This window comes from Shewanella sp. WXL01, assembly GCF_012263345.1.
GTDB lineage: Bacteria > Pseudomonadota > Gammaproteobacteria > Enterobacterales > Shewanellaceae > Shewanella > Shewanella maritima.
The window spans coordinates 72288-93270 of record NZ_JAAIKQ010000003.1; the positions used below are offsets into that span (position 1 = coordinate 72288).

The 20983-nt window shown below is 44.5% G+C and carries 19 protein-coding genes; 9 read left to right on the top strand and 10 right to left on the bottom strand.

All coding sequences use genetic code 11. The features are described 5' to 3' along the window. Positions 1-114: 114 nt before the first annotated feature. From cysI to G3R49_RS09215, 3 genes are all read left to right on the top strand, one after another. Positions 115-1806, top strand: coding sequence for an assimilatory sulfite reductase (NADPH) hemoprotein subunit (gene cysI / locus G3R49_RS09205; protein ID WP_167869461.1), 1692 nt, complete (start codon positions 115-117; stop codon positions 1804-1806). Beyond that, positions 1799-2605 carry a phosphoadenylyl-sulfate reductase gene (locus tag G3R49_RS09210; RefSeq protein WP_130601139.1) on the top strand — a complete coding sequence of 269 codons (807 nt, stop codon included), beginning with the start codon at positions 1799-1801 and terminating at the stop codon, positions 2603-2605. The genes cysI and G3R49_RS09210 overlap by 8 nt, the downstream gene beginning before the upstream one ends. 580 nt (positions 2606-3185) lie before the next feature. Further along, positions 3186-4892, top strand: a complete 1707-nt coding sequence (locus G3R49_RS09215; RefSeq protein ID WP_167869462.1) for a hypothetical protein — start codon at positions 3186-3188, stop codon at positions 4890-4892. Positions 4893-5016: 124 nt separating this feature from the next. Here G3R49_RS09215 and G3R49_RS09220 read toward each other — a convergent pair whose 3' ends face one another. Then, positions 5017-5961 carry a phospholipase A gene (locus G3R49_RS09220; RefSeq protein ID WP_167869463.1) on the bottom strand — a complete coding sequence of 315 codons (945 nt, stop codon included), beginning with the start codon at positions 5959-5961 and terminating at the stop codon, positions 5017-5019. A 491-nt stretch (positions 5962-6452) separates the two neighbouring features. On the opposite strand from G3R49_RS09220, the gene cobA reads away from it, so the two are divergent. Further along, complete coding sequence (gene cobA / locus G3R49_RS09225; protein ID WP_167869464.1) at positions 6453-7262, top strand: uroporphyrinogen-III C-methyltransferase; 810 nt, start codon at positions 6453-6455, stop codon at positions 7260-7262. A 31-nt stretch (positions 7263-7293) separates the two neighbouring features. Here the strand turns inward: cobA and fliB are convergent, their stop codons facing one another. From fliB to yjjX, 7 genes are all read right to left on the bottom strand, one after another. Further along, the gene (fliB, locus tag G3R49_RS09230) at positions 7294-8469 is read right to left on the bottom strand and encodes a flagellin lysine-N-methylase (protein ID WP_167869465.1); all 1176 of its coding nucleotides are present in this window, start codon (positions 8467-8469) and stop codon (positions 7294-7296) included. Between the two features lie 228 nt (positions 8470-8697). Next, a complete protein-coding gene (locus G3R49_RS09235) occupies positions 8698-9861 on the bottom strand; it encodes a membrane dipeptidase (RefSeq protein WP_167869466.1) in 1164 nt (387 codons plus the stop codon). A gap of 125 nt (positions 9862-9986) precedes the next feature. Beyond that, positions 9987-10430 carry a SufE family protein gene (locus G3R49_RS09240; RefSeq protein WP_167869467.1) on the bottom strand — a complete coding sequence of 148 codons (444 nt, stop codon included), beginning with the start codon at positions 10428-10430 and terminating at the stop codon, positions 9987-9989. Between the two features lie 37 nt (positions 10431-10467). Continuing rightward, a complete protein-coding gene (locus tag G3R49_RS09245) occupies positions 10468-11823 on the bottom strand; it encodes an aminotransferase class V-fold PLP-dependent enzyme (protein ID WP_167869468.1) in 1356 nt (451 codons plus the stop codon). A 179-nt stretch (positions 11824-12002) separates the two neighbouring features. Then, entirely contained in the window at positions 12003-13043 is a 1041-nt protein-coding gene (locus G3R49_RS09250; protein WP_167869469.1) for an NADP(H)-dependent aldo-keto reductase, read from the bottom strand. Positions 13044-13171: 128 nt separating this feature from the next. Next, on the bottom strand, positions 13172-13735 hold the full coding sequence (locus G3R49_RS09255; protein WP_167869470.1) for a GNAT family N-acetyltransferase: 564 nt from the start codon (positions 13733-13735) through the stop codon (positions 13172-13174). A 40-nt stretch (positions 13736-13775) separates the two neighbouring features. After that, entirely contained in the window at positions 13776-14327 is a 552-nt protein-coding gene (gene yjjX, locus G3R49_RS09260) for an inosine/xanthosine triphosphatase (protein WP_167869471.1), read from the bottom strand. Between the two features lie 561 nt (positions 14328-14888). On the opposite strand from yjjX, the gene G3R49_RS09265 reads away from it, so the two are divergent. Continuing rightward, positions 14889-15719, top strand: a complete 831-nt coding sequence (locus G3R49_RS09265) for a hypothetical protein (protein WP_130601161.1) — start codon at positions 14889-14891, stop codon at positions 15717-15719. Between the two features lie 159 nt (positions 15720-15878). Beyond that, complete coding sequence (locus G3R49_RS09270) at positions 15879-16643, top strand: viroplasmin family protein (RefSeq protein WP_167869472.1); 765 nt, start codon at positions 15879-15881, stop codon at positions 16641-16643. Between the two features lie 7 nt (positions 16644-16650). Here the strand turns inward: G3R49_RS09270 and G3R49_RS09275 are convergent, their stop codons facing one another. Both G3R49_RS09275 and G3R49_RS09280 read right to left on the bottom strand, forming a co-directional pair. Then, entirely contained in the window at positions 16651-17355 is a 705-nt protein-coding gene (locus G3R49_RS09275) for a hypothetical protein (protein ID WP_167869473.1), read from the bottom strand. Between the two features lie 225 nt (positions 17356-17580). Further along, a complete protein-coding gene (locus G3R49_RS09280) occupies positions 17581-18027 on the bottom strand; it encodes a GNAT family N-acetyltransferase (RefSeq protein WP_167869474.1) in 447 nt (148 codons plus the stop codon). A gap of 138 nt (positions 18028-18165) precedes the next feature. On the opposite strand from G3R49_RS09280, the gene G3R49_RS09285 reads away from it, so the two are divergent. The 3 genes from G3R49_RS09285 to G3R49_RS09295 all read left to right on the top strand — a co-directional run bounded on the left by G3R49_RS09285 (position 18166) and on the right by G3R49_RS09295 (position 20972). Beyond that, a complete protein-coding gene (locus tag G3R49_RS09285) occupies positions 18166-18468 on the top strand; it encodes a hypothetical protein (RefSeq protein WP_167869475.1) in 303 nt (100 codons plus the stop codon). 209 nt (positions 18469-18677) lie between these two features. After that, positions 18678-19613, top strand: coding sequence for a malate dehydrogenase (mdh, locus tag G3R49_RS09290; protein ID WP_167869476.1), 936 nt, complete (start codon positions 18678-18680; stop codon positions 19611-19613). Positions 19614-19820: 207 nt separating this feature from the next. Then, complete coding sequence (locus tag G3R49_RS09295) at positions 19821-20972, top strand: efflux RND transporter periplasmic adaptor subunit (protein WP_245335320.1); 1152 nt, start codon at positions 19821-19823, stop codon at positions 20970-20972. The last annotated feature ends 11 nt before the right edge of the window (positions 20973-20983 follow it).

Here is a 20983-nt window from a genome sequence, read left to right on the forward strand (position 1 = left end):
TTCTCACTAGAGATAAGAACTAGAGAACGCAAACAGATTATTCGTCACGCCACTAATTAGTCAGACTAAAAGCAATAACGATGGGCGCGGCCAAGACAAATTTTGAGGTTTCACATGAGTGAGCAAAAGTTAGCAGTAAATGAATATTTAAAAACCGACAGTGATTACTTGCGCGGCACCATTCAAGAGGGGTTAGACACTCAGGTGACGGGCTCGTTTAGTGATGGCGATCAGCAGCTAATTAAATTCCACGGTTTTTATCAGCAAGATGACCGAGACTTGCGCAATGAGCGTAAAGCACAAAAGCTTGAACCGCTATACAGCTTTATGCTGCGTGCTCGTGTGCCTGGTGGTATTTGTACGCCGGAGCAGTGGTTAGATGTCGATAGAATTTCATCTACCTTAACCACATCTAACAGTATTCGTTTAACCACTCGTCAAACGTTCCAATACCATGGTATTCCCAAGCGTAATCTAAAAACGCTAATTCAGGGGCTAGACAGAGCTGCGTTAGACTCAATTGCCGCATGTGGCGATGTAAACCGCAACGTGATGTGTAACCCAAATCCGATTGAGTCAAAGCTACATGAGCAAGCGTACGCAGTGGCAAAAGAGTTATCTGATCACCTGCTGCCTCACACCCGCGCTTATGCTGAGATTTGGCTCGATGAAGAAAAGCTAGTTGATACCCAAACCAATGAACCTGTTTATGGAAAAACGTACTTGCCGCGTAAGTTTAAAATGGCGGTATCAGTGCCACCAGATAACGATGTTGACGTTTATACCAATGACCTTGGTTTTATTGCCGTCGCTGAAGATGGCGAGTTAGTCGGCTTTAACCTGGTTGCTGGTGGTGGCATGGGGTCAACCCATGGTGAGGTGGAAACCTTCCCGCGTCTGGCTGATGATTTTGGCTTCATTAAAACCCAAGATGTTATCAAGTTTGCTGAGGCTGTGATGACTGTGCAGCGTGACTGGGGTAACCGCGTGGTGCGTAAGCGTGCGCGTTTGAAATACACCATTGTCGACCATGGTTATGATGCCTTTAAAGCTGAAGTTGAGAAACGTGCTGGTGTTAAGTTCGAGCCTAAGCGCGATGTGGTGATTGGCGATCGCGGTGACCGATACGGCTGGGTTGAAGGTATCGATGGCAAGTGGCATCTAACCTTATTTATCGAAAGTGGTCGTATTAAAGATATGCCAGGGCAAACATTGCAAACTGGCCTGCGCGAAATTGCCAAAATCCATAAAGGTGATTTCCGCATGACATCTAACCAAAATATGATTATTGCCGGTGTTGCAGAGCAAGATAAAGCTGAAATAGAAGGTTTGGCACGTAAGCATGGATTATTAGGTAAAGTACTATCGGCAACTCGCGGCCACTCAATTGCTTGTGTGGCGTTGCCAACTTGTCCGCTAGCGATGGCGGAAGCTGAGCGTTACTTTCCTGAGTTTATCGACCACGTTGATGCCTTGCAGCAAAAGCATGGTATTGAAGACCAAGCCATTGTTGTGCGTATGACGGGGTGCCCTAATGGCTGTGCTCGTCCGTTTGCCGCCGAAATTGGTTTGGTGGGCAAAGCGCCAGGGCGTTACAACTTATATCTAGGTGCGAGCTTTGAAGGCACGCGCCTGAATAAAATGTATAAAGAAAACATCCAAGAAGCGCAAATATTGGCTGAGTTAGACGAATTATTTGGCCGTTATGCAGCCGAGCGAGATGCAGGCGAGACTTTCGGTAACTTTACTGTGCGTGTTGGTGTAGTAAAGGCCGTTGTTGATGCAGCTAAGGATTTTCATGGATAACCAAGTCACGCAAGCTGTTGGCGATGAATCCCTAAGCGTTAGTGGCTCGATAAATTCGCCAATATCTAAAGATGAATTGTTGAGTTTGCTCGCAGCGCCAAAAGCGACCGCGCAGCAGGGGTTAGCGAAGGTTAACCAGTTTCTTGAAGGCTTATCAGCCGAGCAGAGAGTGGAATGGGCCCTTGCCTACTTACCTGACTGTCACGCTTTGTCGTCAAGCTTTGGGATCCAAGCTGCAGTGATGTTGCATATGATGAATAGCGCTAAAGCTAACATTCCGGTGATACTGACAGATACGGGATATCTGTTTCCTGAAACCTATCGCTTTATTGAAGAGCTAACAGAGCGCTTGTCGTTAAATCTTCATGTGTTTAGCGCAACCAAAAGTGCTGCTTGGCAAGAGGCAACTACAGGAAAATTATGGGAAAAAGGCCTAGATGCGTTAGATGAATACAATCGCATTAACAAAGTAGAGCCTATGCAAAGAGCGCTAGCGCAATTAAGTGTAGGAACCTGGTTTGCAGGGTTACGTAGAAGTCAGTCAAGTACGCGAGAAGAGCTGCCTATTTTGGCGATTCACGGTAAACGATTTAAATTCTTACCGATTATTGATTGGTCAAATAAGCAGATCCACGAGTACCTAGTTGAGCATGATTTGCCGTATCACCCTCTGTGGGAGCAAGGTTATGTGTCAGTCGGTGATACCCACTCATCTCAACCGCTTGAAGCTGGCATGACAGAGGAGCAAACACGCTTTAACGGTATGAAACGCGAGTGTGGCTTGCACTACGAGATCTAACCTATATTGCGTGCGCTTAAGCGCTAATTAATAGATCAAATAGCGCTAGTCCAAAAGTGTGAATTTGGTGAATTTTATCAGTGACGATGAAACTGTAATAAAAACGCCTTGTCAGTTATATAGGCTAGAACTTACTAAATGACCGATATCCTTGTGGTATTTTTGCGAGATAGGCATATAAATCGCTGTTAAAGGCTGTTTTTATGAATTTTTGTTAAAAAACTCATGCAAAAGCCTCTAGGGTGGTCTAAATTTAGAAGTTCCCGTAGACGGTTTTTGTCGACACTTTAGGACTGTAATTGCAATCCAAGTACCTCCAAAAGCTTCGCTCGCTTCCACGAGCACTTGATTGACTTGTTAGCGCAGGAAAATCAAATCAGTTATCCCCAGCAGGGCAAGATTGCCCTGCTGGGGATTTTATTTTTTATCGCCCCGCCATAAACAAACTTCAACAATTCATAGCACTTAAATCTTATATAGGTCACAATAACTCACTGTTTTATGCGCGCTTTATAGATTGTTAATTTAAAGATAGTTAAAAATCTAGTCGCAATAGTCCAACAATAAAAATGGAGCAAAGATGAAAAAACTCGTCGTCGGGGCAGGGATTGTCTCACTCGCCGCATTAGGTTATGTCGCCACTATGCAAGATTCTGCCTCGAGCAATAGCCAGGTGCTTGCCAATGTACCGGCAGACACTGTGATGCTATCGGCCCAGTTAACGCCGTTTCCTATTAAGCAGTATTTAGCCTCGTCTGCTAAGCAATATCAGGCGATGCCACATGAGCCTATTCCGTTAGATGTGGCGCCAGAGCTACCTATCTCGCCACTGTTTATTAGTTTGTTTAATAGTGCAATGGCAAAGTTAGACGACCCACAAGCTGTGCTGGCTCAGTTTGGTATCGCCGATACCATGCGTAGTTCATCTTATTTTATTGGCGCATTGCCTGTAATGAAGTTCGAAGTGACAAATCCTGCGGCTTTCTGGGCTGAAATTGACCGAGCTGAAGTAGAAAGTGGTGTGCTACATCAAGCGCAAAACCTCCGCGGTTTGGCTGTGCGTAGTTATCCTGTGCTAGATAGCGGCGAGCCAGAGTCAATTGATTTGGTTATTGCAGAAAAAGACGGTTGGGTTACTTTTACCTTTAAATCGTCATTGATCGATGAAGAGTACACCGCACAAGCATTGGATCTTGCTCAAGTTAGCAACCCGATTACGCAAACTAGCTATGTTGAAGATATTTTCAAGCAATATAACTTCACTAAAGATGGCGTGAGCTTTATTAACCATCAGGCACTTATGAATGGTTTGACGTCAGAGAGCGGCAATACGCTGGCGAAACAAATCTCAGGTATCGCCGCACTACAAGGCTCACAAGAGCTGGCTATGATGCGCAGTACTGAGTGTCACACTGAGCTAATGTCGATTGCTAACAATTGGCCAAAAACTGTCATGGGTATCGATAAGCTAGAAGTTAAATCTGGTCATTCAACCATGGCAAGCAGAGTGATTGTTGAGTCAAAGAACGCAAAAATTTTAAAGGCGTTGAGTAAGCTACAAGGTTTTGTACCTAGCTTTGGCGAGCAAAGTTTGTTTGCTATGGGCTTAGGTATTGATGTTGGTGAAGTTTCATCTAGCATCAATGCAATTTGGAGCGATTTACAAACTCCGAGCTATCAGTGTGCGCCGCTAGCGCAAATGCAGCAGGAAATAGCCCAGCAAAATCCTATGATGCTTGGCATGATGACTGGCATGGCTGATGGTGTTAAAGGTATCAGCATCAGCGTCAATGGTTATCAATTGTCTGAGCAAAATGGCCAGCCAAAGGTTGATAACCTCGATGCATTAGTTGCGGTCTCTGCTCAAGACCCATCATTGTTGTTGAATATGGTAGCGCCGTTTTATCCGCCGCTTGCCCAAGTGCAATTGACTGATGGTGGTGAGGCTGTCGATGTATCTTCGATGCTGATGCTACCACCTGAGTACGGTGTAACGGCTAAGCTTGCGCTTCGCGGCAACCACTTAGTGTTATTCAGTGGTGAGAAGGGCGTTGCTATGGTTGATAATTTAGCAAGTCAAAAGCTTGAGAATAATGGCTTTATTGCGACACAAATCGACTACAAGAAAGCCATTGGTCCGTTAATTGATGTGATTGAAAATAGTGGTGAAGAAATGCCACCTGAGCTTGAGATGTTCAAGCACTATGATATGAACATGTCGATGGATATTCGCTTTACCGACAATGGTATTGAACTAGGCTCTAAAGTGGAATACGGCGATAAATAAGCTGTACTATAACCCTATTCCCTAAATAGACTATCAAGCTTGGTTATAAACATATAATCACAACAAAAAAGGTGCCAATTGGCACCTTTTTTGTTGCTTGCTCGATGCAACGTCAATGAAGCATTTACAAAATATCGTTAAGCGCTAAGCCAATACCAATACGTTGGTTATGGTGATTATAGTCGATAAGGCTTTCACCGTAACCATTAAAGTACTGAGTATACAGGCGCAAGTTACCGACAATCGGATAGCTCCAGGTGACTTCTACTGCGCCGCGCTGAGTGCCAAATAAATCGTTGCGTAGCATCATAGTAAAGCGATGATCGCCCACACCATAAATTGATGTCAGCTCGAAGTTACCCATGTAGTCGCCAATGTCTGGGTTATCATCGCCGCGAGGGTCAGTGTCGAACTCTTTGTCATCTTCAGGTATACGCCACCATGCCTTTAAACCAAGCGCAAAAGGACCTTTGTCGAATACCATGGTGCCGTATATGCGGTTCCAGCTGCGTGACAGTGTTGTTGATTGGCCATTAGATTGATGCACCATACCAAAACCCCAAAATGAGTTGGTTAGGCCTGCCACTTCCCAGTCGTTATTGAACAGCATGAACATTTCCGGTTCATGGTTGGTTTCTCTAAATGGTGATGAGACGTCTTTGTTATACACCTGCCAATATGACTGGTTAGAATAGGCAAAAAATAGGTGACCATTATCGCCAAACATGTTGTACCACAATGGAAACTTAAAGCTAATCTGAAACTTAGCTTCAATGTTGTCGACCTTACCTTCTTCATCTGGGTACTTTTCCCTAAAAGGCTCAAAGTTAGTTCGAGTTTGGTAAGTCACAGGTAAAATATAATTGGCTTTGTGCGGGGTGATCACAAAGGCGTGATCTGAGGTTTCAAGCTCATCTTTAACTCGAGCTTCTAGCAGCGAGTCTTGTGCGCTTGCAACTGAAGTTATGCCCAGTGTTAACAGTAATATGCTTATAGTATGTTTTACGCTTCGTGCCACCCATCTAACTGGCCCACGACTTGATATAGTTCCAAACTGTTGTTTATTCATCTTGCTTCCTAGCTAAGTTGTACAGCGCTGATATTGTCACCAAAAATGTTACCGAGCGTCGAGCATTTGGTTAGTGCCTTTTTCTAATCTTTGATTTAAACAAACTTTTAAGTAATCTGCATGAAAATTATGCGTCTAGCTTGTTTTTCTTATGCCCCGCTTAATAATCACAAATTTTTATATAACCTGAGTTCGGGATAAGGAAGTGTCAAAAGTGCTCCAGATTGACTTTATATAAAGCTTTATGTTTCTAGCGAGATAGTTTTGTTTAGTTCAAGGCGAAGCTACGCGTCAATAGCTAGTCTATTGCGAGTAGCTTCAACACACTCTTTCTTACTAAGAGACAGGCAAAAATAGTCGTTAGAATTCGATTTATTATCCCGAGTTCAGATTACATATTCATTATGGTTATAAAAACTAACTATTAACTATTATATATGGAATATGTAAACCGTTATATTTGAACCAAATCAAACATAGCGGAAGGCGTGATGGAGCTAATCTCAATCCCCAATCAACAGGCAATCGGCAAGGTCTGGCTCGTAGGAGCTGGGCCTGGTGATGTTGATCTACTGACGGTAAAAGCCTTTCGTTTGCTGCAACAAGCAGAAGTGGTGCTTTATGACGCACTAGTTAGTCCGGAAATCTTAGCCTTGTTACCAGCAAGTGCTGAGAAAATTGCCGTGGGCAAACGCGCAGGCAAACACAGTGCAAGTCAGGATCAAATAAACCAACTACTGGTGACAAAAGCGTATACCCGTAAAAGTGTCATTCGCTTAAAAGGTGGCGACCCATTTATTTTTGGTCGTGGTGGCGAGGAGCTTCAGACCTTAGTTGAGGCTAAGGTGCCATTTGAAGTCGTGCCGGGTATTACTGCCGCAAGCGGCACTTCATCTTATGCGGGTATTCCGTTAACTCACCGTGATCACGCGCAAGGGGTGACTTTTATTACAGGTCATTGCCAGCTTGAGTCTCGCCCAATGGACTGGCAAGGCTATGCCAACCCAAATAATACGCTAGTGGTGTACATGGGAATTTTAAACGCCGAGATTATTCGTGACGGTTTGCTCAATGCAGGTCGCGCTGCGTCAACTCCTGTCGCCATTGTTTCAAAAGCGACCACTCAAGAGCAGCAAGTATTTAAAGCTAGCTTAGGTGAGCTTGCAACCCTAGCAAAGCATCCTGAACTGCAAATGCCAGCGCTGATGATTATCGGTGAAGTGGTAGAGCTCTCTGACAGTTTAAATTGGTTTGAACCAAACTCAACATCCTTGCAAGGCGAGCAATCGCTAGCCTTGTAATTGAGTGCTTCTATTGTTGTTGATGCATATTTTATGTTGTTTTCAACAAACTAATCGCCGCTGGCAGTGATGTCAGATTATTTGCCAGTAACACTTCTTTTAAACGGTCGGTAAACTTAGGTTTGTGTTGTCTAACCACGTGATAAGTTTGGAAGCATTTGACAATATCATCTTGACTGAGTGTTTGTTGCTTGAAATATAGTGCGCTTAAATAACAGCGAACCATAAAACAGTCGATGATCAGTTGTTGCAGCATAAACTCTGGATCATGCTGCTCGTCCATAGGGAAGTGGTTGTGATAAATAGAATACAAAATAAAACGCGTAAACAGCTCGTCGTGATCAGTCACCACTTTAGTGACACCCTTCTCCCAAGCTTGATTTAACTGCTCAATAGAGTAGTTGTTTTGCTCATTACATACTTGGTTAATAATGTCATTTAACGATGAGAATCTGTCCCTAATCCCTCTAGAGTGCAGCTTAGCTACCGCGTCATGAATCGCAACGAAGGTTTGATTCTGCGGTGCACTAGTATAAGGAATTTGCCCATAACTTTGGCTGAACATACCCGCTTGTGCCATCGCTGATAGTTGCTGATGACGGCTATCGAGTTGTGATAATGGCGCTTGGCGCAGCTTTACCTGCGTAGCCGTTTTAATTAAAAAACCGATTGCCAGTAAGGCTTGTTGCCACGGCAGACCTGAGTTGACCAATAAATCTAAGCTATAGTCATAGGCTTTTTCTAACCATGGCGCGCCGGGCTTTGCAGGTGCATTGTTGCCGCTTGGGTTTGCGCTAAACTGAAATGCATCTTCAAACAGCACTAATCTTGCGGTTTCAGGACATGACAGGTACAAGCTCATGTACTTATGCCCGTCAATAATCTGGTTTCGTTTAGGGTAGGTTTTGCAGGTGTAACTTAGCGCATCTTCACCTGCTTTACTGTGGATTTGGCACCACTTTTTCTCATCAAGAAATGGGCAAGCGCCTTGCTCGTCAAGGTTAACGATGGCCCAGGTTGATTCGTTGTCTTTGACTTCGGTCAATGCAAACTTGGCTATATCTGCAAGCTGCTTATTGCCCACTGTGCGTTTGTAGCTTTGTTTGTCGAAGGTGATCATCCAGTCATTACAGCAGCTGTCACTGCACTGCGGGCCAATGCAGTTGAACATTTCGACGTAACTTGGCTTGATGATCAGGCTTTCCATAGTATTCCCTAGGTCTTTGTTAAACGATGTTATACCAATTGGGATAAATAAGTGTTCAGATATTACGCAGGAAAAATCGATTAGAACAAGGCGGAAATTGCAGCTAGCTAGTTGCTCTACCTACAAAATTTTTAACGAAGTTATAAGCGATTTTAGCCAGTAAGAAAGATCACATACTTGTGCTAATTGGTATTAGCCAGCTTTTTGACGAAACTGGCTAATATGGTGTTAAACAACGACTGACTGCAATACTCGAGCCAAATTGCCTCCCATAAAGCGGTCGCGATCGGAAGATTTGAATCGCGCTTTGCGCAGCGCATCGTCAATGCGGCTCATGCGATCAATATGATTAAGCTCTGGGATCACCACGTGTCTTGGCTCAACATCAAACCCAAGCACATTTTTAGCCCGCAAGCTATGCCACCAATCCAGGTATTGTTTAACCCCTAGGGCGTTATCATTCTCTAGCTCAAGCAGTTTGAGGTGACCGCGCAGTGGATAGTCATTGGCGATGGCGACAGACTCGACGCCGCCCACGCGAGATACATGCTCAAGTTGACGTACAAAGTCATCAACAGTAGGAACAGGGTTGTTAGTTAGCCAAAAACTCATCATAAATACGCCAAATACGCCGCCAGTGTCGGCAATGGCGCGGATAACTTCATCTGGGCTACAGCGGGCGTGGTTGACGATGCTGCGCACTGCGCCATGTGACTGCACTATTGGCTTATTGCTTAAACGTGCGGTATCAAGTGCGGTTTGTACGCTTGAATGGCTAACATCGATGAGCATGTTCTTTTGGTTTAGCGCAGCAATCAACTCACGGCCTTGTTCTGTCAGCGGTTTATCGAGCCCCTGACTACCATCATTGTCTAACGCGCCACCCGCAAACTCGTTGCCATAGTGGTGCGTTAGCTGCAGTACCCGCAAACCTTGCTGGCGAAACTCTTCTAGCTGTTGCCAGTTGTTGGCGTTGCTGTCACCCTCAACGCAATCCGCGCCTTGGATTTGAAAGAACACTGCGGTTTTGTCCTGGGCGACCGCTTTGTCGATATCCAGCCCGGTTAAGCCTCTTTGATAAACATCTGGGTGAGCGTCGACAGTCGCATTGGCTTTGGCAATACTCTTGATACAGGCGTTGTAGGTACGTTTGTAGTTGGTGGTGCCATCGGCTTGTTTTACTGCTTCAATATCTGAAATATCAGCGATAAAGGCGTTGAGCTTAGAGGCTTTTACGTCGTTTACGTCTTCTGGTAGGAAGCACAAACCGTCGATATAAAGCCGTTGCCGTCTTGCCCATGCTGGCATGGAGGCAAAGGGAGAGAGTAGCGCACACGCGCCAAGCCCTTGAAGTAAATGACGGCGTTTCGGGTCATATAACGAGCCTGGCATGGCGTGTCCTCTTATGCTGAATTAGTCTGCTTGCTTGGGTTCTCTATAATACGGGCTTGCATTTGGTTTTGTAACATAGACTTAGCGACGTTTGTCTAGCCTGGTCTATTTTGGGCTACCTGTGCTTATTCTTGGCTAAACGCGGCAATTGCATTTGCCAACGCGGTAATGCCATTGGTTCTTGACGGGCTCAACTGACCGCTTAATCCTAGGCGTTGAAACTCATCAGAGATACTAAAATCGGCAATCTCGCTAGTAGTTTTCGCCTGCGTATAACTTAGGATGATTGCAATGAGTCCCTTTACGATACGCGCATCACTGCTAGCAATAAAATAATGTTTACCATCAATTAGTTGGTGATACAACCAGGCCTGGCTTTCACAGCCTTTTACTTGAGCTGACTCATGTTTTAGGCTTTGTGGTAGCTCAGGCAGTTGCTTACCTAGCAGCATAATTTGTCGGTATTTTTCCTGCCAGTTTTGTGCATTTTCGATGAGTGTGACGCCATCAAAAATACTCGATGGAAGCTCGGTAAATAACGATGATTCAGCCGTTGGGCGAACTGACATGGGTGTTTATCTCTTATTAAAAACGATTACAGAGATTCTATACCAAAATGTCGATGACTTCTTTTAAGCCATTAATAAATCTATCGATATCGGCTTTATTGCTGTAAACTCCAATCGAAACTCTGCAGCAGCCCGCTAAAGCTAAATGTTCCATCAATGGCATAGCGCAGTGGTGACCACAGCGCACGGCAATGTTTTGCTGATCTAGCAAGATGCCAACATCCTGATGGTGCTCACCTTTGATGTTAAAGGCAAGGGCGCCGACATTGGTTGACTGCGGCTGAACGCTCTGTGTGCCACAGCTGCCATCTTCGCCACTATCGCCTATACCATATAGGTTAATATCCTCTAACAAGCTTAACTGCTGCTGAAGATAACTCATTAAGCCGCGCTCATGGTTAGATACGTGGGTTTTATCTAGTGAGTTTAAGAATTCAATCGCTGCACCTAAACCTATAACTTCTGCAATTGCTGGGGTGCCGGCCTCGAGGCGATTTGGCAACTCACCAAATGTGGTGCCACTAAAACTCACCGTTTTGATCATCTCGCCGCCAGTGAGCATAGGCGTGAGTTTATCGAGTTGCTCAAACTTACCGTAAAGTACGCCGATGCCTGTTGGGCCATACATCTTATGACCTGAAAAGGCATAAAAGTCGCAATTGAGTGCGCTAACATCAACCGTTAAATGCGCCACTGCTTGTGCGCCATCAACAAACGTCATTGCGCCTGCTTGCTGAGCTTGGGCAAGCATATCTGCCACAGGATTGATTGTGCCTAACGCATTGGTGATGTGGGCTAGTGCCACAAGTTTTGGCTTTTGCGCTAGTAGGGTTTGATAACCTTGCTGACAGATTAATCCATTGTTCGTTAGCGGAATGGGTTTAACAATCGCGCCTGTGCGTTTGGCGAGTTCCTGCCAAGGTACTATGTTGGCGTGATGGGCGGCGCCGTCGACTAAAATGACATCGTCTTTCGCAAATTGCTCAGTTAGGCCATAGCTAAGCATATTAATCGCGCTTGTCGTACCTTGAGTAAAGATGATCTCGCGGCTGCTTGCAGCGCCCACAAAGCTGGCGACTTGCTCTCGTACTTCTTCATAATCACGAGTGGCCGCGGCTGATAACTGGTGCGCGGCGCGGTGCACGTTAGCGTTACTGCGTTGATAATAAGCCGTCATTGCGTCAATCACGCACTGTGGTTTTTGGCTAGTGGCTGCGGTATCTAAATAGCAAACTTGCTGCTCACCTTGTCCACTATTGTCGCCATCGCTGTCGCCATCTTGTTGAGTATTCCTCTGGGCAAGCAAAGGGAACTGCGCACGAATAGCGTGATGGTCAAACTCCGCGGAAGCAGGTTGTAAGTGAGTAGAGGTTGATTGATTAGCAGAGGTCATAGCAAGTGGCGCTTATAAATGGCTTTTAACAGGGGCGATAGTACTTGAAGATCTTCAAGTAATTGCCGCCCCTTTGCAAGTAGAAGTTAAGCTTGCTTCCTCTAAGTTGATTTACTGCCTATCAAACTGGCTATATATGCTTTTACCCAGCGTTCTCTGATCAAGGTCAAGGGAAACGACTAAGGGCAAGGGAAGCGATAGAGTGCAGATAACTCATCGATTCTTGTTTGTAGCTCACCAGACAGTGCTAATTCCTGACTGGCAATATTCTCTTTTAATTGCTCTAGCTTTGATGCGCCAATAATCGTGCTGCCAACAAACTTACGTGATTGCACAAAGGCGAGCGCCATTTGCGCGGGCGATAAATTAAACTCTCTAGCTAAATCCACATAAGCCTGAGTTGCCTCAATTGCCATTGGCGTGCTGGTATAGCGAGCAAACCGTGGCGAGAGCGTCATGCGCGCATCTGCTGGTGCTTGATTGTTAAGGTACTTACCGCTTAATGCACCAAATGCCATTGGAGAGTAGGGGAGCAGTGGTACTTCTTCGCGTAAGCTGATCTCTGAATTGCCCATTTCGAAACTGCGATTTAGCAGGCTGTAAGGGTTTTGAATACTCACCACTCTTGGCAATTCATGCTTTTCAGCAAGCTTTAGATACTTCATAAAGCCCCAAGGGGTTTCATTGGAAATACCTATGTAACGAATTTTGCCTTGCTTGACTAATTCCGACAGTGCTTCAAGGGTGTCTAAGATTGGTGTAGCATGTTCATCCTCATAATGCTCATACATAAACTGGCCAAAATAGTTGGTGTTACGCTCAGGCCAATGCACCTGATACAAATCAATGGTGTCGATTTGCAAGCGGGTAAGCGACTCTTCAACCGCCTGATGAATATTGCGCCAGTCTAGCGCCATGTTAGGTCTGAGTGGGTCGCCTTTGACGCCGGGAGCGGCAACCTTAGTGGCGATAACGAGATTATCGCGATTACCTCGTTGTTTTAAATAGTTGCCTATGATGCGCTCAGTTTCGCCCTGAGTAGAACTTTGTGGCGGCACAGGGTACATCTCGGCAGTATCAATGAAGTTAATGCCCTGGGCGATAGCATAATCAAGCTGCTCGAATGCATCTGCTTGAGTATTTTGGTCACCCCATGTCATTGTGCCTAAGCACAATTTACTGACTTCTAAGGTCGATAGACCAAGTCGTTGATATTCCATTTGTTACTCCCGCAAGATGATAGGTAATTTCACCCTAACAAGCTTTGTGGGAGTTGAAAAGTGGTGACGAGCTGTATCCGTTTTAGCTGCTTAGTTTATAAGCAAGCGTTGAGTGTTGAAGTGATAACTTACTTATCAACAGTCAGCGGCAGTATCATGGCGACTTCGCAGGCATCATGGCCTGTGTCACCAAGATGTTGGCATCGCTTGAAGCCAAGCTGATTGTAAAAGTTTAACGCTTCGGGCAGTAGGGCTGTGGTTTCAAGGTAAAGCTGACTATAACCCTGTGAAATGGCAAATTGTTGGCAGATTTCAAACATAGGCAGAGCAAGCTTTTTACCGCGAATAGCTTTGCTAAAGTACATTTTTTGTAGCTCGGCGATACCAGTGGTATTAGTTTGACTTTGGGTTTGCGTCAATGAGCTACTTAGTGGAGCGATACCTGCGCCGCCCAGTACCTTGCCTTGATGTTCAATTACCCAATATTGCCAGCCATCTGCAGCATAAGTTGCTGCCATATCATCTAGGCTTGGGTCTGCTACGCCATAGCCTTTGTCTGCCGTTAATCCATACTCTGCGGATACGCTGCGGATAACCTCTGCTACAGCTACGTTATCTCGGGATTCAATCGGGCGGATTTGCCAGTCTTGGTCGTTAACCTGATTTATATTGTCGACGGTGATATTAGTCATTCTTTTCCACGTTTTATTCAAACAACTCTTGGGGAACAAATTACTCGTGATTAACAAACAGCTCAGGATTAACAAATGGCGCCATGGCTAATATCAAGGCATGGGTGTAGTTGCTAGTACGAGTGGCTAGATTGTTTGTCAGCAAGCCAATCGCGCCGCCTTTTTGTTTGATGTTGTCGGTATTAAATAGTCTGTCCATTACATGACCTAACTCTTCGCCTTGCTCTAATGCGTGATAGACCTGCTTAGGGAGAGGTAGCATAGCGCCGCGACCAACTGAAAGTTTGCCCTGATGAATGATTGCCATATAAGCGAAGGTTGCGGCTCCATGGTCAAATAAGTCAACGCCGCCTTCCATTGCGATAAAAAAATCAGCCTCTGGATGTTGCTGCTGGCAATATTTGACGCGATTAATGGCGCCAAGCTTGGTATCAGCATCTGTCATTGGTTGGTCGGCTACGCCTGATGGTGCCGCAATACCCATGCAGTCAATTTCGGCATCAGGAAAGTACAGGCTTAAGGTTTCTTTGGCGGCATTTACTTTAACCGGATTTTTTGAACCAACGATAAGGCGAATGGTAGTTGTGGTCATTTAGCGGGAACTCTATCAACACAGCTTTTAACTTGATGTGGGCAATCATAGCAGTAGTGTTGGTTACTGCCTACTGATTCAGGGCGATCGCATGAGTGGTTGATTATCTGCGATGTACTAAGGGGTAACGAACTTTGATTGCGCAAGAGGCCGTAAAATCATCCCCCTATGGCTACGTTAAGGGCTCTACTTTAGCATCCCAGCTAAAACTCAAAGCTCATTAATTCCACAAGAAAATGCTCGATTAACGTTAATGCTCTCGCCCTGCTGCGCTGACTGAGTTGGTGAGTTTCACTAAAATTTGTTGATCTGACTTAATTATTTAATTTTTAACAGAGCATCTTTGTTTGCATGTCAATCCTAATCTATTGTTTATATTGGTTTATTTATGTATTTTTTAAATTGGCAAAGTCTTTGCTTCTTTGATTGGAGTAAGGCTGCACAAGGATAAAATTGTTGATTTAAGTCGAATGCCCTATGTGCTGTAAACAATAATAAATGCCAAGCTGTTATCATTAGTTTAGGTAAGGCTTAAGCAAACGAATTTAAGGATAAATTTTTATGAGCTCTTCTTTAATCAAACCATTAACTGTCGCGCTGTGTTTGGCTGGCGCATTAACAACAAGTGGCGCTGCGTTAGCGGATGAATTGCAACATAGCCAACAACAGCTAGAACTTAAAGCTAGCGATCTAGAAGCGTTAAAAGCAAAGGTTGGCGCAGGTAAACTGGTGATAACGGGTGCAGATATCGAACAGGTGATTGTGGTTGCCGATATTTACCAAACAGATAACAGTGACATTGAGCTGAGTTTAAAACGTCGTGGTGATAAAGCGATACTGAAGGCGGATGCAGAAGCCGGTATGTCGTTATTTTCTTTATCTTCAGAATCACCTTATATTGACCTTGAAGTGACTGTACCTAATTCGATGTTACTTGAAATTGAAGATGGTTCGGGGCCGATTAAGATCAGTAAAGTGAACAATAACATCAATATTAAAGACGGTTCTGGCTCGATTAAGATTGACGGTGGTGCAGATCTAAATATTAATGATGGCTCGGGTAGTATTGATATTCGCGGCGGTAACACTGTGAATATTAATGACGGCTCTGGTTCAATTACGCTTGAGCAAGCGCACGGTAACGTTTCAATTAATGATGGCTCAGGCTCAATTAAAGTTGAGCATGTTAAAGGTGATTTAAATATCAATGACGGTTCAGGTAGCGTCACGGTGGAGCATATTGCTGGCATGGTAACCATTAATGATGGTTCAGGCGGTATTGATGTTGCCCACACTCAAGGTTTGAATATTCCTGCTGCAGGCTCCGGCTCAGTGGCTTATGAGCACATTAATGGCCCTATATCTGTGCCGAGTAAACACAAGCGTATGTAGTTGATTGCTGTAAAGCCTCTGAGTTCAGAACGTAAGTGCAATAACTTGTTATGAGCTAAATCTCAGCCAACAGGTTAAAGGTCAGATTAAAAACGAGCTTAAGGCTCGTTTTTTTGTGGCATCATATGCACTCATTGATTGCAAATTAAGGCAAACCGAATGGCGAAGAAGTTTTACGTAGTGTGGCAAGGACGCAAGCCTGGCATTTATGACAATTGGAACGAGGCCAAGGCGCAAGTCGATAAGTTTGCTGGTGCCAAGTACAAATCATTTCCAAGCTTTGCTGAAGCAAAAGCGGCTTTTGGCCAGGCGGCTGATAAGAGTATCGGTCAGGCAAGTAAGACTGTTAAGCCTTCTGCGGCAAAACCGAAAGCTGGGGTTTCAGAGCATCAAGTTGTATTGGGGCAATATGATGTTGTGTTATACACAGATGGAGGCTGTGACCCAAACCCAGGGCAAGCAGGTTCAGGTGTTGCTGAGTATCAATCTGGCGTGCTGACTAATCTATGGTACGGGCTGTATAACCCGAATGGCACCAATAATACCGCTGAGCTTAACGCATTAACGCAAGCTTTACAGATGGCGCAGCAAGCAAGTGCTCAAGGTAAGTCGGTGAAGATTTTTAGTGACTCTCAGTACTCAATTAACTGTATTAGCAATTGGGCTTATGGCTGGAAAGCCAAAGGCTGGACACGTAAAGGTGGCGAGATTGCCAACCTTGAGTTGATCCAACAGGCCCACGAGCTTTATGAGAGTTTAAAAGATGCGATTGAGCTTGAACATGTTGCCGCACACGTGGGTATTGAGGGCAATGAGCTAGCCGACCGCATGTCGATTTACGCAGTCGACCAAACTGAGTTAGATTTTGTGGCTTTGCCTCAACCTATTGATGTTAGTGCGGTATTGGCACTTAGAGCTGGCTAATTTGGTTTTAGTATTTAAGGTTTAACTTAGCGCAACGAAGTGCAGCACGGACACCGGGCAAGCTGGCCTTGGCTTGTTTGTAGCCGCTTATTAAGTTGTCATAGCTCTTGTAGTGCATGATGTCAGCTACAATCTGTTTTGGTTTGCATTCAAACTGCTTAGATAAAGCGATTAGCAAGTCTGAATTGAACTTAACCGACTCATCCATAAATTCACCAACTGTATTTTTACGCTCTTTTTGCAATTGTTGTTTGCGCATAATTTGCAGCTCTTGTGTTGATTTAAGGCGAGATTTATGTTGTTTCCAAACCGCTGGTTGCGTCAACAGCTCTAGGTCATCCATGATATCCAGTACACTACAGTGATACTTGTTTGCCAGAGCCGTTAGCAAGGGCATATCGCTAAATTTTTTACCTTTCATAGCCAGCAAAACAATGTGGTCGCGGCGTTGTTCAATGACTTCTAATCGTGCCACTTGCTCTGGAGACAACTGTTCAAGGGATAGTTGCTCATTGGTTAGTTGTTGATCTTGTTTAAAAAGCTGCTGAGCTTGTTGATCGAGTGATGGAGATGATTGAGTAGATAGCTCTAGTGCCTGTTCATGTGCTTGCTTTAAAGGCTTTGTTTGAGGGCTATAGTCATTGTGTTTGCTTTCAGCTTGACGAGTGTGTTGAGCACTATCAATTGAATTAGCTTTTGAATAACTTGACATATCGGCCTCTCAAACCGTTAAGAATTGGAAGAGAATTATCTATCTGGTTGGAATTCTAAGCATCACTATTACTCATAACTAAGGGCTAGTTAACATTAGATGTAACTAGCTCTGGATGAATGTATGCTTTTTGTTTGGTATGGGTTGTATTTCAGTGTGGCGAGGCAAAGTTTACCATCAGATTTAATTAAAGCGCCTTCAGTGAATATATGACTCGTTCTATTATCAAATAGTTTCTTCAAACATCAGATAGTGACTTTCACTCATTCCCAGTTTTTTGTAGGTACTGTGAGCATTGTGGTTGTCGTGCTCGGCGTAAAGTCTAAAACAGCGTCCGTCGTTTTTGTCTCTGGCTATTTGTTTTACCTGATTATACAAGGCGCTATATATACCTTTGCGTCTATATTCTGGGCTCACATAAACGCTTTGGATCCAGTAATACTGTTCGGCGCGCCAGTCACTCCATTCAAATGTCACCATCAGCGAGCCTATGACTGCTCCCTCAACTTCTGCGACCAAATAGAAGCCGCGTTCACTGTGTTCTAGCATTCCCTTAACTCCGCGTTGCAGGGTTTGCTCATCTAGCTTTAAACCTTCGGTTTCTAGTGCCATAGCCTGATTAAAGGCAACTAGTGAATCAAGGTCGGTATTAAGCGCTTTTCTAATTATCATTTTTGGCTGTTCCAAAGTGGGCAGTGTTAAGTCGTAAGTAAATGTCGAGCTTATAAACTTGGCATTCGACTAAAGTCTACTATGCTTAACATGTCGCTGTTAATGTTTGGTTTAGAAAACATGCCGCCGGAGGTGAAAATGGCCATTCGACATGATGCTAAACGGTATCGTTTTCGGGTACGTCGACTTCCTCACGGCGCAGCGGCGTCTAATCTTCCTTCGAGTATTAACCATCCTCTTCATTTTTGTCTAACAATCTGTACCTTCGGCTTTTGGGGGATAGTGTGGTGGCACCTGATCCTCAAAAGTCGTGGCGAGCATAACTTTATCACAGCGCTAGACGATGATTATTGGAGTTACCTTATTGAACGTGAGCAGCCACCCGCTGCGCTCTATCAACTTCGAGTTAACCCACGTGCCCAAGGTAAGTTTGAGGCGTAACAAATTCCTCTAGTTTCTTTTCTTCTAGACAAGTCCAAATTTTCATAAAGTGTTTAATGTTCATTAATCGCTGAGCTTTACGCTTAAGCCTTTGCTTAATTGCGCTCAGCGACTAATGGATAATTGAAATTAGTGTGACATTGAAGTAATGTGACGCCCATAGAAATAAGATCTATGTCACAAATTGCATATAATTGATGGAGATAATTATGAAAGTTGCTGTACTTGGTGCTGCTGGTGGTATTGGCCAGGCCTTAGCTTTACTATTGAAAACTCAATTGCCTGCGGGCTCACAATTGTCTCTATACGACATCGCACCAGTAACACCAGGTGTTGCTGTTGACCTAAGCCACATTCCTACCGCTGTTGAAGTAAAAGGTTTTGCTGGTGAAGATCCAACTCCTGCTTTAGAGGGTGCTGATGTAGTACTTATCTCTGCGGGTGTTGCACGTAAACCAGGTATGGATCGCAGTGACCTATTTAACATCAATGCTGGTATCGTTCGTAGCCTAATTGAAAAAGTAGCTGCTACTTGTCCTAAAGCGCTAGTTGGTGTGATCACTAACCCAGTTAATACAACTGTTGCTATTGCTGCTGAAGTACTAAAGAAAGCTGGCGTTTACGACAAAAACCGTTTATTCGGTGTGACAACACTAGACGTTATCCGCAGCGAAACTTTCATTGCTGAGCTAAAAGACTTGAACGTTGCAGACGTTAAGCTAAACGTTATCGGTGGTCACAGCGGCGTGACTATTCTTCCACTACTTTCACAGGTTGAAGGCGTGAGCTTTACTGATGAAGAAGTAGCTTCACTAACTAAGCGTATTCAAAACGCAGGTACTGAAGTAGTTGAAGCTAAAGCCGGCGGCGGTAGCGCAACACTTTCTATGGGCCAAGCAGCTTGCCGCTTTGGTTTATCACTTGTTCGTGGTCTTCAAGGTGAAGCAAACGTTGTTGAGTGTGCCTACGTTGATGGTGGCAGCGAGCACGCTGAATTCTTCGCTCAACCAGTACTACTTGGTAAGAACGGTGTTGAGAAAGTACTTCCTTATGGTGATGTTAGCGAGTTCGAAGCGAATGCGCGTGACGAAATGCTAGACACCTTAAAAGGTGACATCAAAATCGGCGTTGAGTTTGTAAAATAAGCTCACAATGATATTGAAAAAACGCGAAGTTTTTACTTCGCGTTTTTTTATGCTTCAAATTCGATAACTGAAGCGTAATTGTTGCGTATGTTGTGTTGTTGGGTGCTATTGTTATTGAGGTGTAAAGGTGTTTCAATAACCTCATTTATGATACTGATTTATCGAAAGTCTTTGGAGGCTTGTATGGTTCGCGTTGGAAATTCTTGGATGAAAATCAGCCTGGTGCTGACTGTGATGTTATTCGGCGCGGCCTGCTCGGATGCACCGCAGCAGCAAGCAGCGCAAAGCCTGCCGAGTGTGATTGTTAATACAGCTGAGTTGAAAGAAATTCGCCCAATGTCAGAAATTGTTGGGCGTACCCGCGCATCTGAAGACGTGGTGATTAAATCGCAAATTCAGGGGCAGCTGCTAAAACGCGTTTTTGCTGAAGGTCAAGATGTTGCTGCTGGCGACTTGTTGTTTGAAATCGACCCATCAACATATGAAGCCAAGCTTGCTCAACAAAAAGCGGTGTTAAAGCAGGCGATAGCGTCTAAAGATGTGGCTATTATGAACTGGCAGCGTGGTAAACGTTTGCTGCCAGACGGCATGATCAGTGCGCAAGATATGGATGAGCTAACTAGTCGTAAGCTAACCACAGAAGCCGGTGTTGTTGAAGCGGAAGCAGCACTGGAAGCGGCTGAATTGCAACTTAGTTATACAAAGGTATACGCGCCAATTTCAGGTCGTATTAGTAGCTCTAAAGTGAGTACTGGTGACATTATCACCCCGCAAACTGAAATGGCGAGTCTGGTTCAGCTTCAACCTATGCGAGTTAACTTTCAAGTGGCTGAAAAGTCGCTGATTTCATTCCAGCAGGAACTTGCTAAAAACCCAAATCTCAATGTCAAAATTGAAGACGTAGTAATTAAACTGCGTCTACCAAATGACACCATCTTCGATGAGATAGGTCATATCGACTTTATTAGTAACCGTGTTGATGCCGCAACCGGTACGCTAGAGCTTAGAGCAAGTTTTGATAACGCCAATAGCCTGCTATTGCCTGGTTTGTTTGTCACCTTGATTGTTGAGTCACCTGTTGTTGAAAAAGCCATTCTTATTCCGCAAGCCTCGGTCCAAGAAGACCAACAGGGTCGCTTTGTAATGGTTTTGACTAGTGAAAACAAGGTTGAGAAACGTGTAATTGAGCTTGGTGAGCGTTTTGGTATCGACTGGCGCGTTCTTAGCGGCCTAAAACAAGGCGAACGTATTGTAGTTGATGGTTTGCAAAAAATTCGCCCAGGCATTCAGGTTGACGCTGTCGAGCAAGATGTGAAGCCTTTCGAAGAGTTAAACAAATCAAACGCCGATGCGTCTTAGTGAGGGATTGC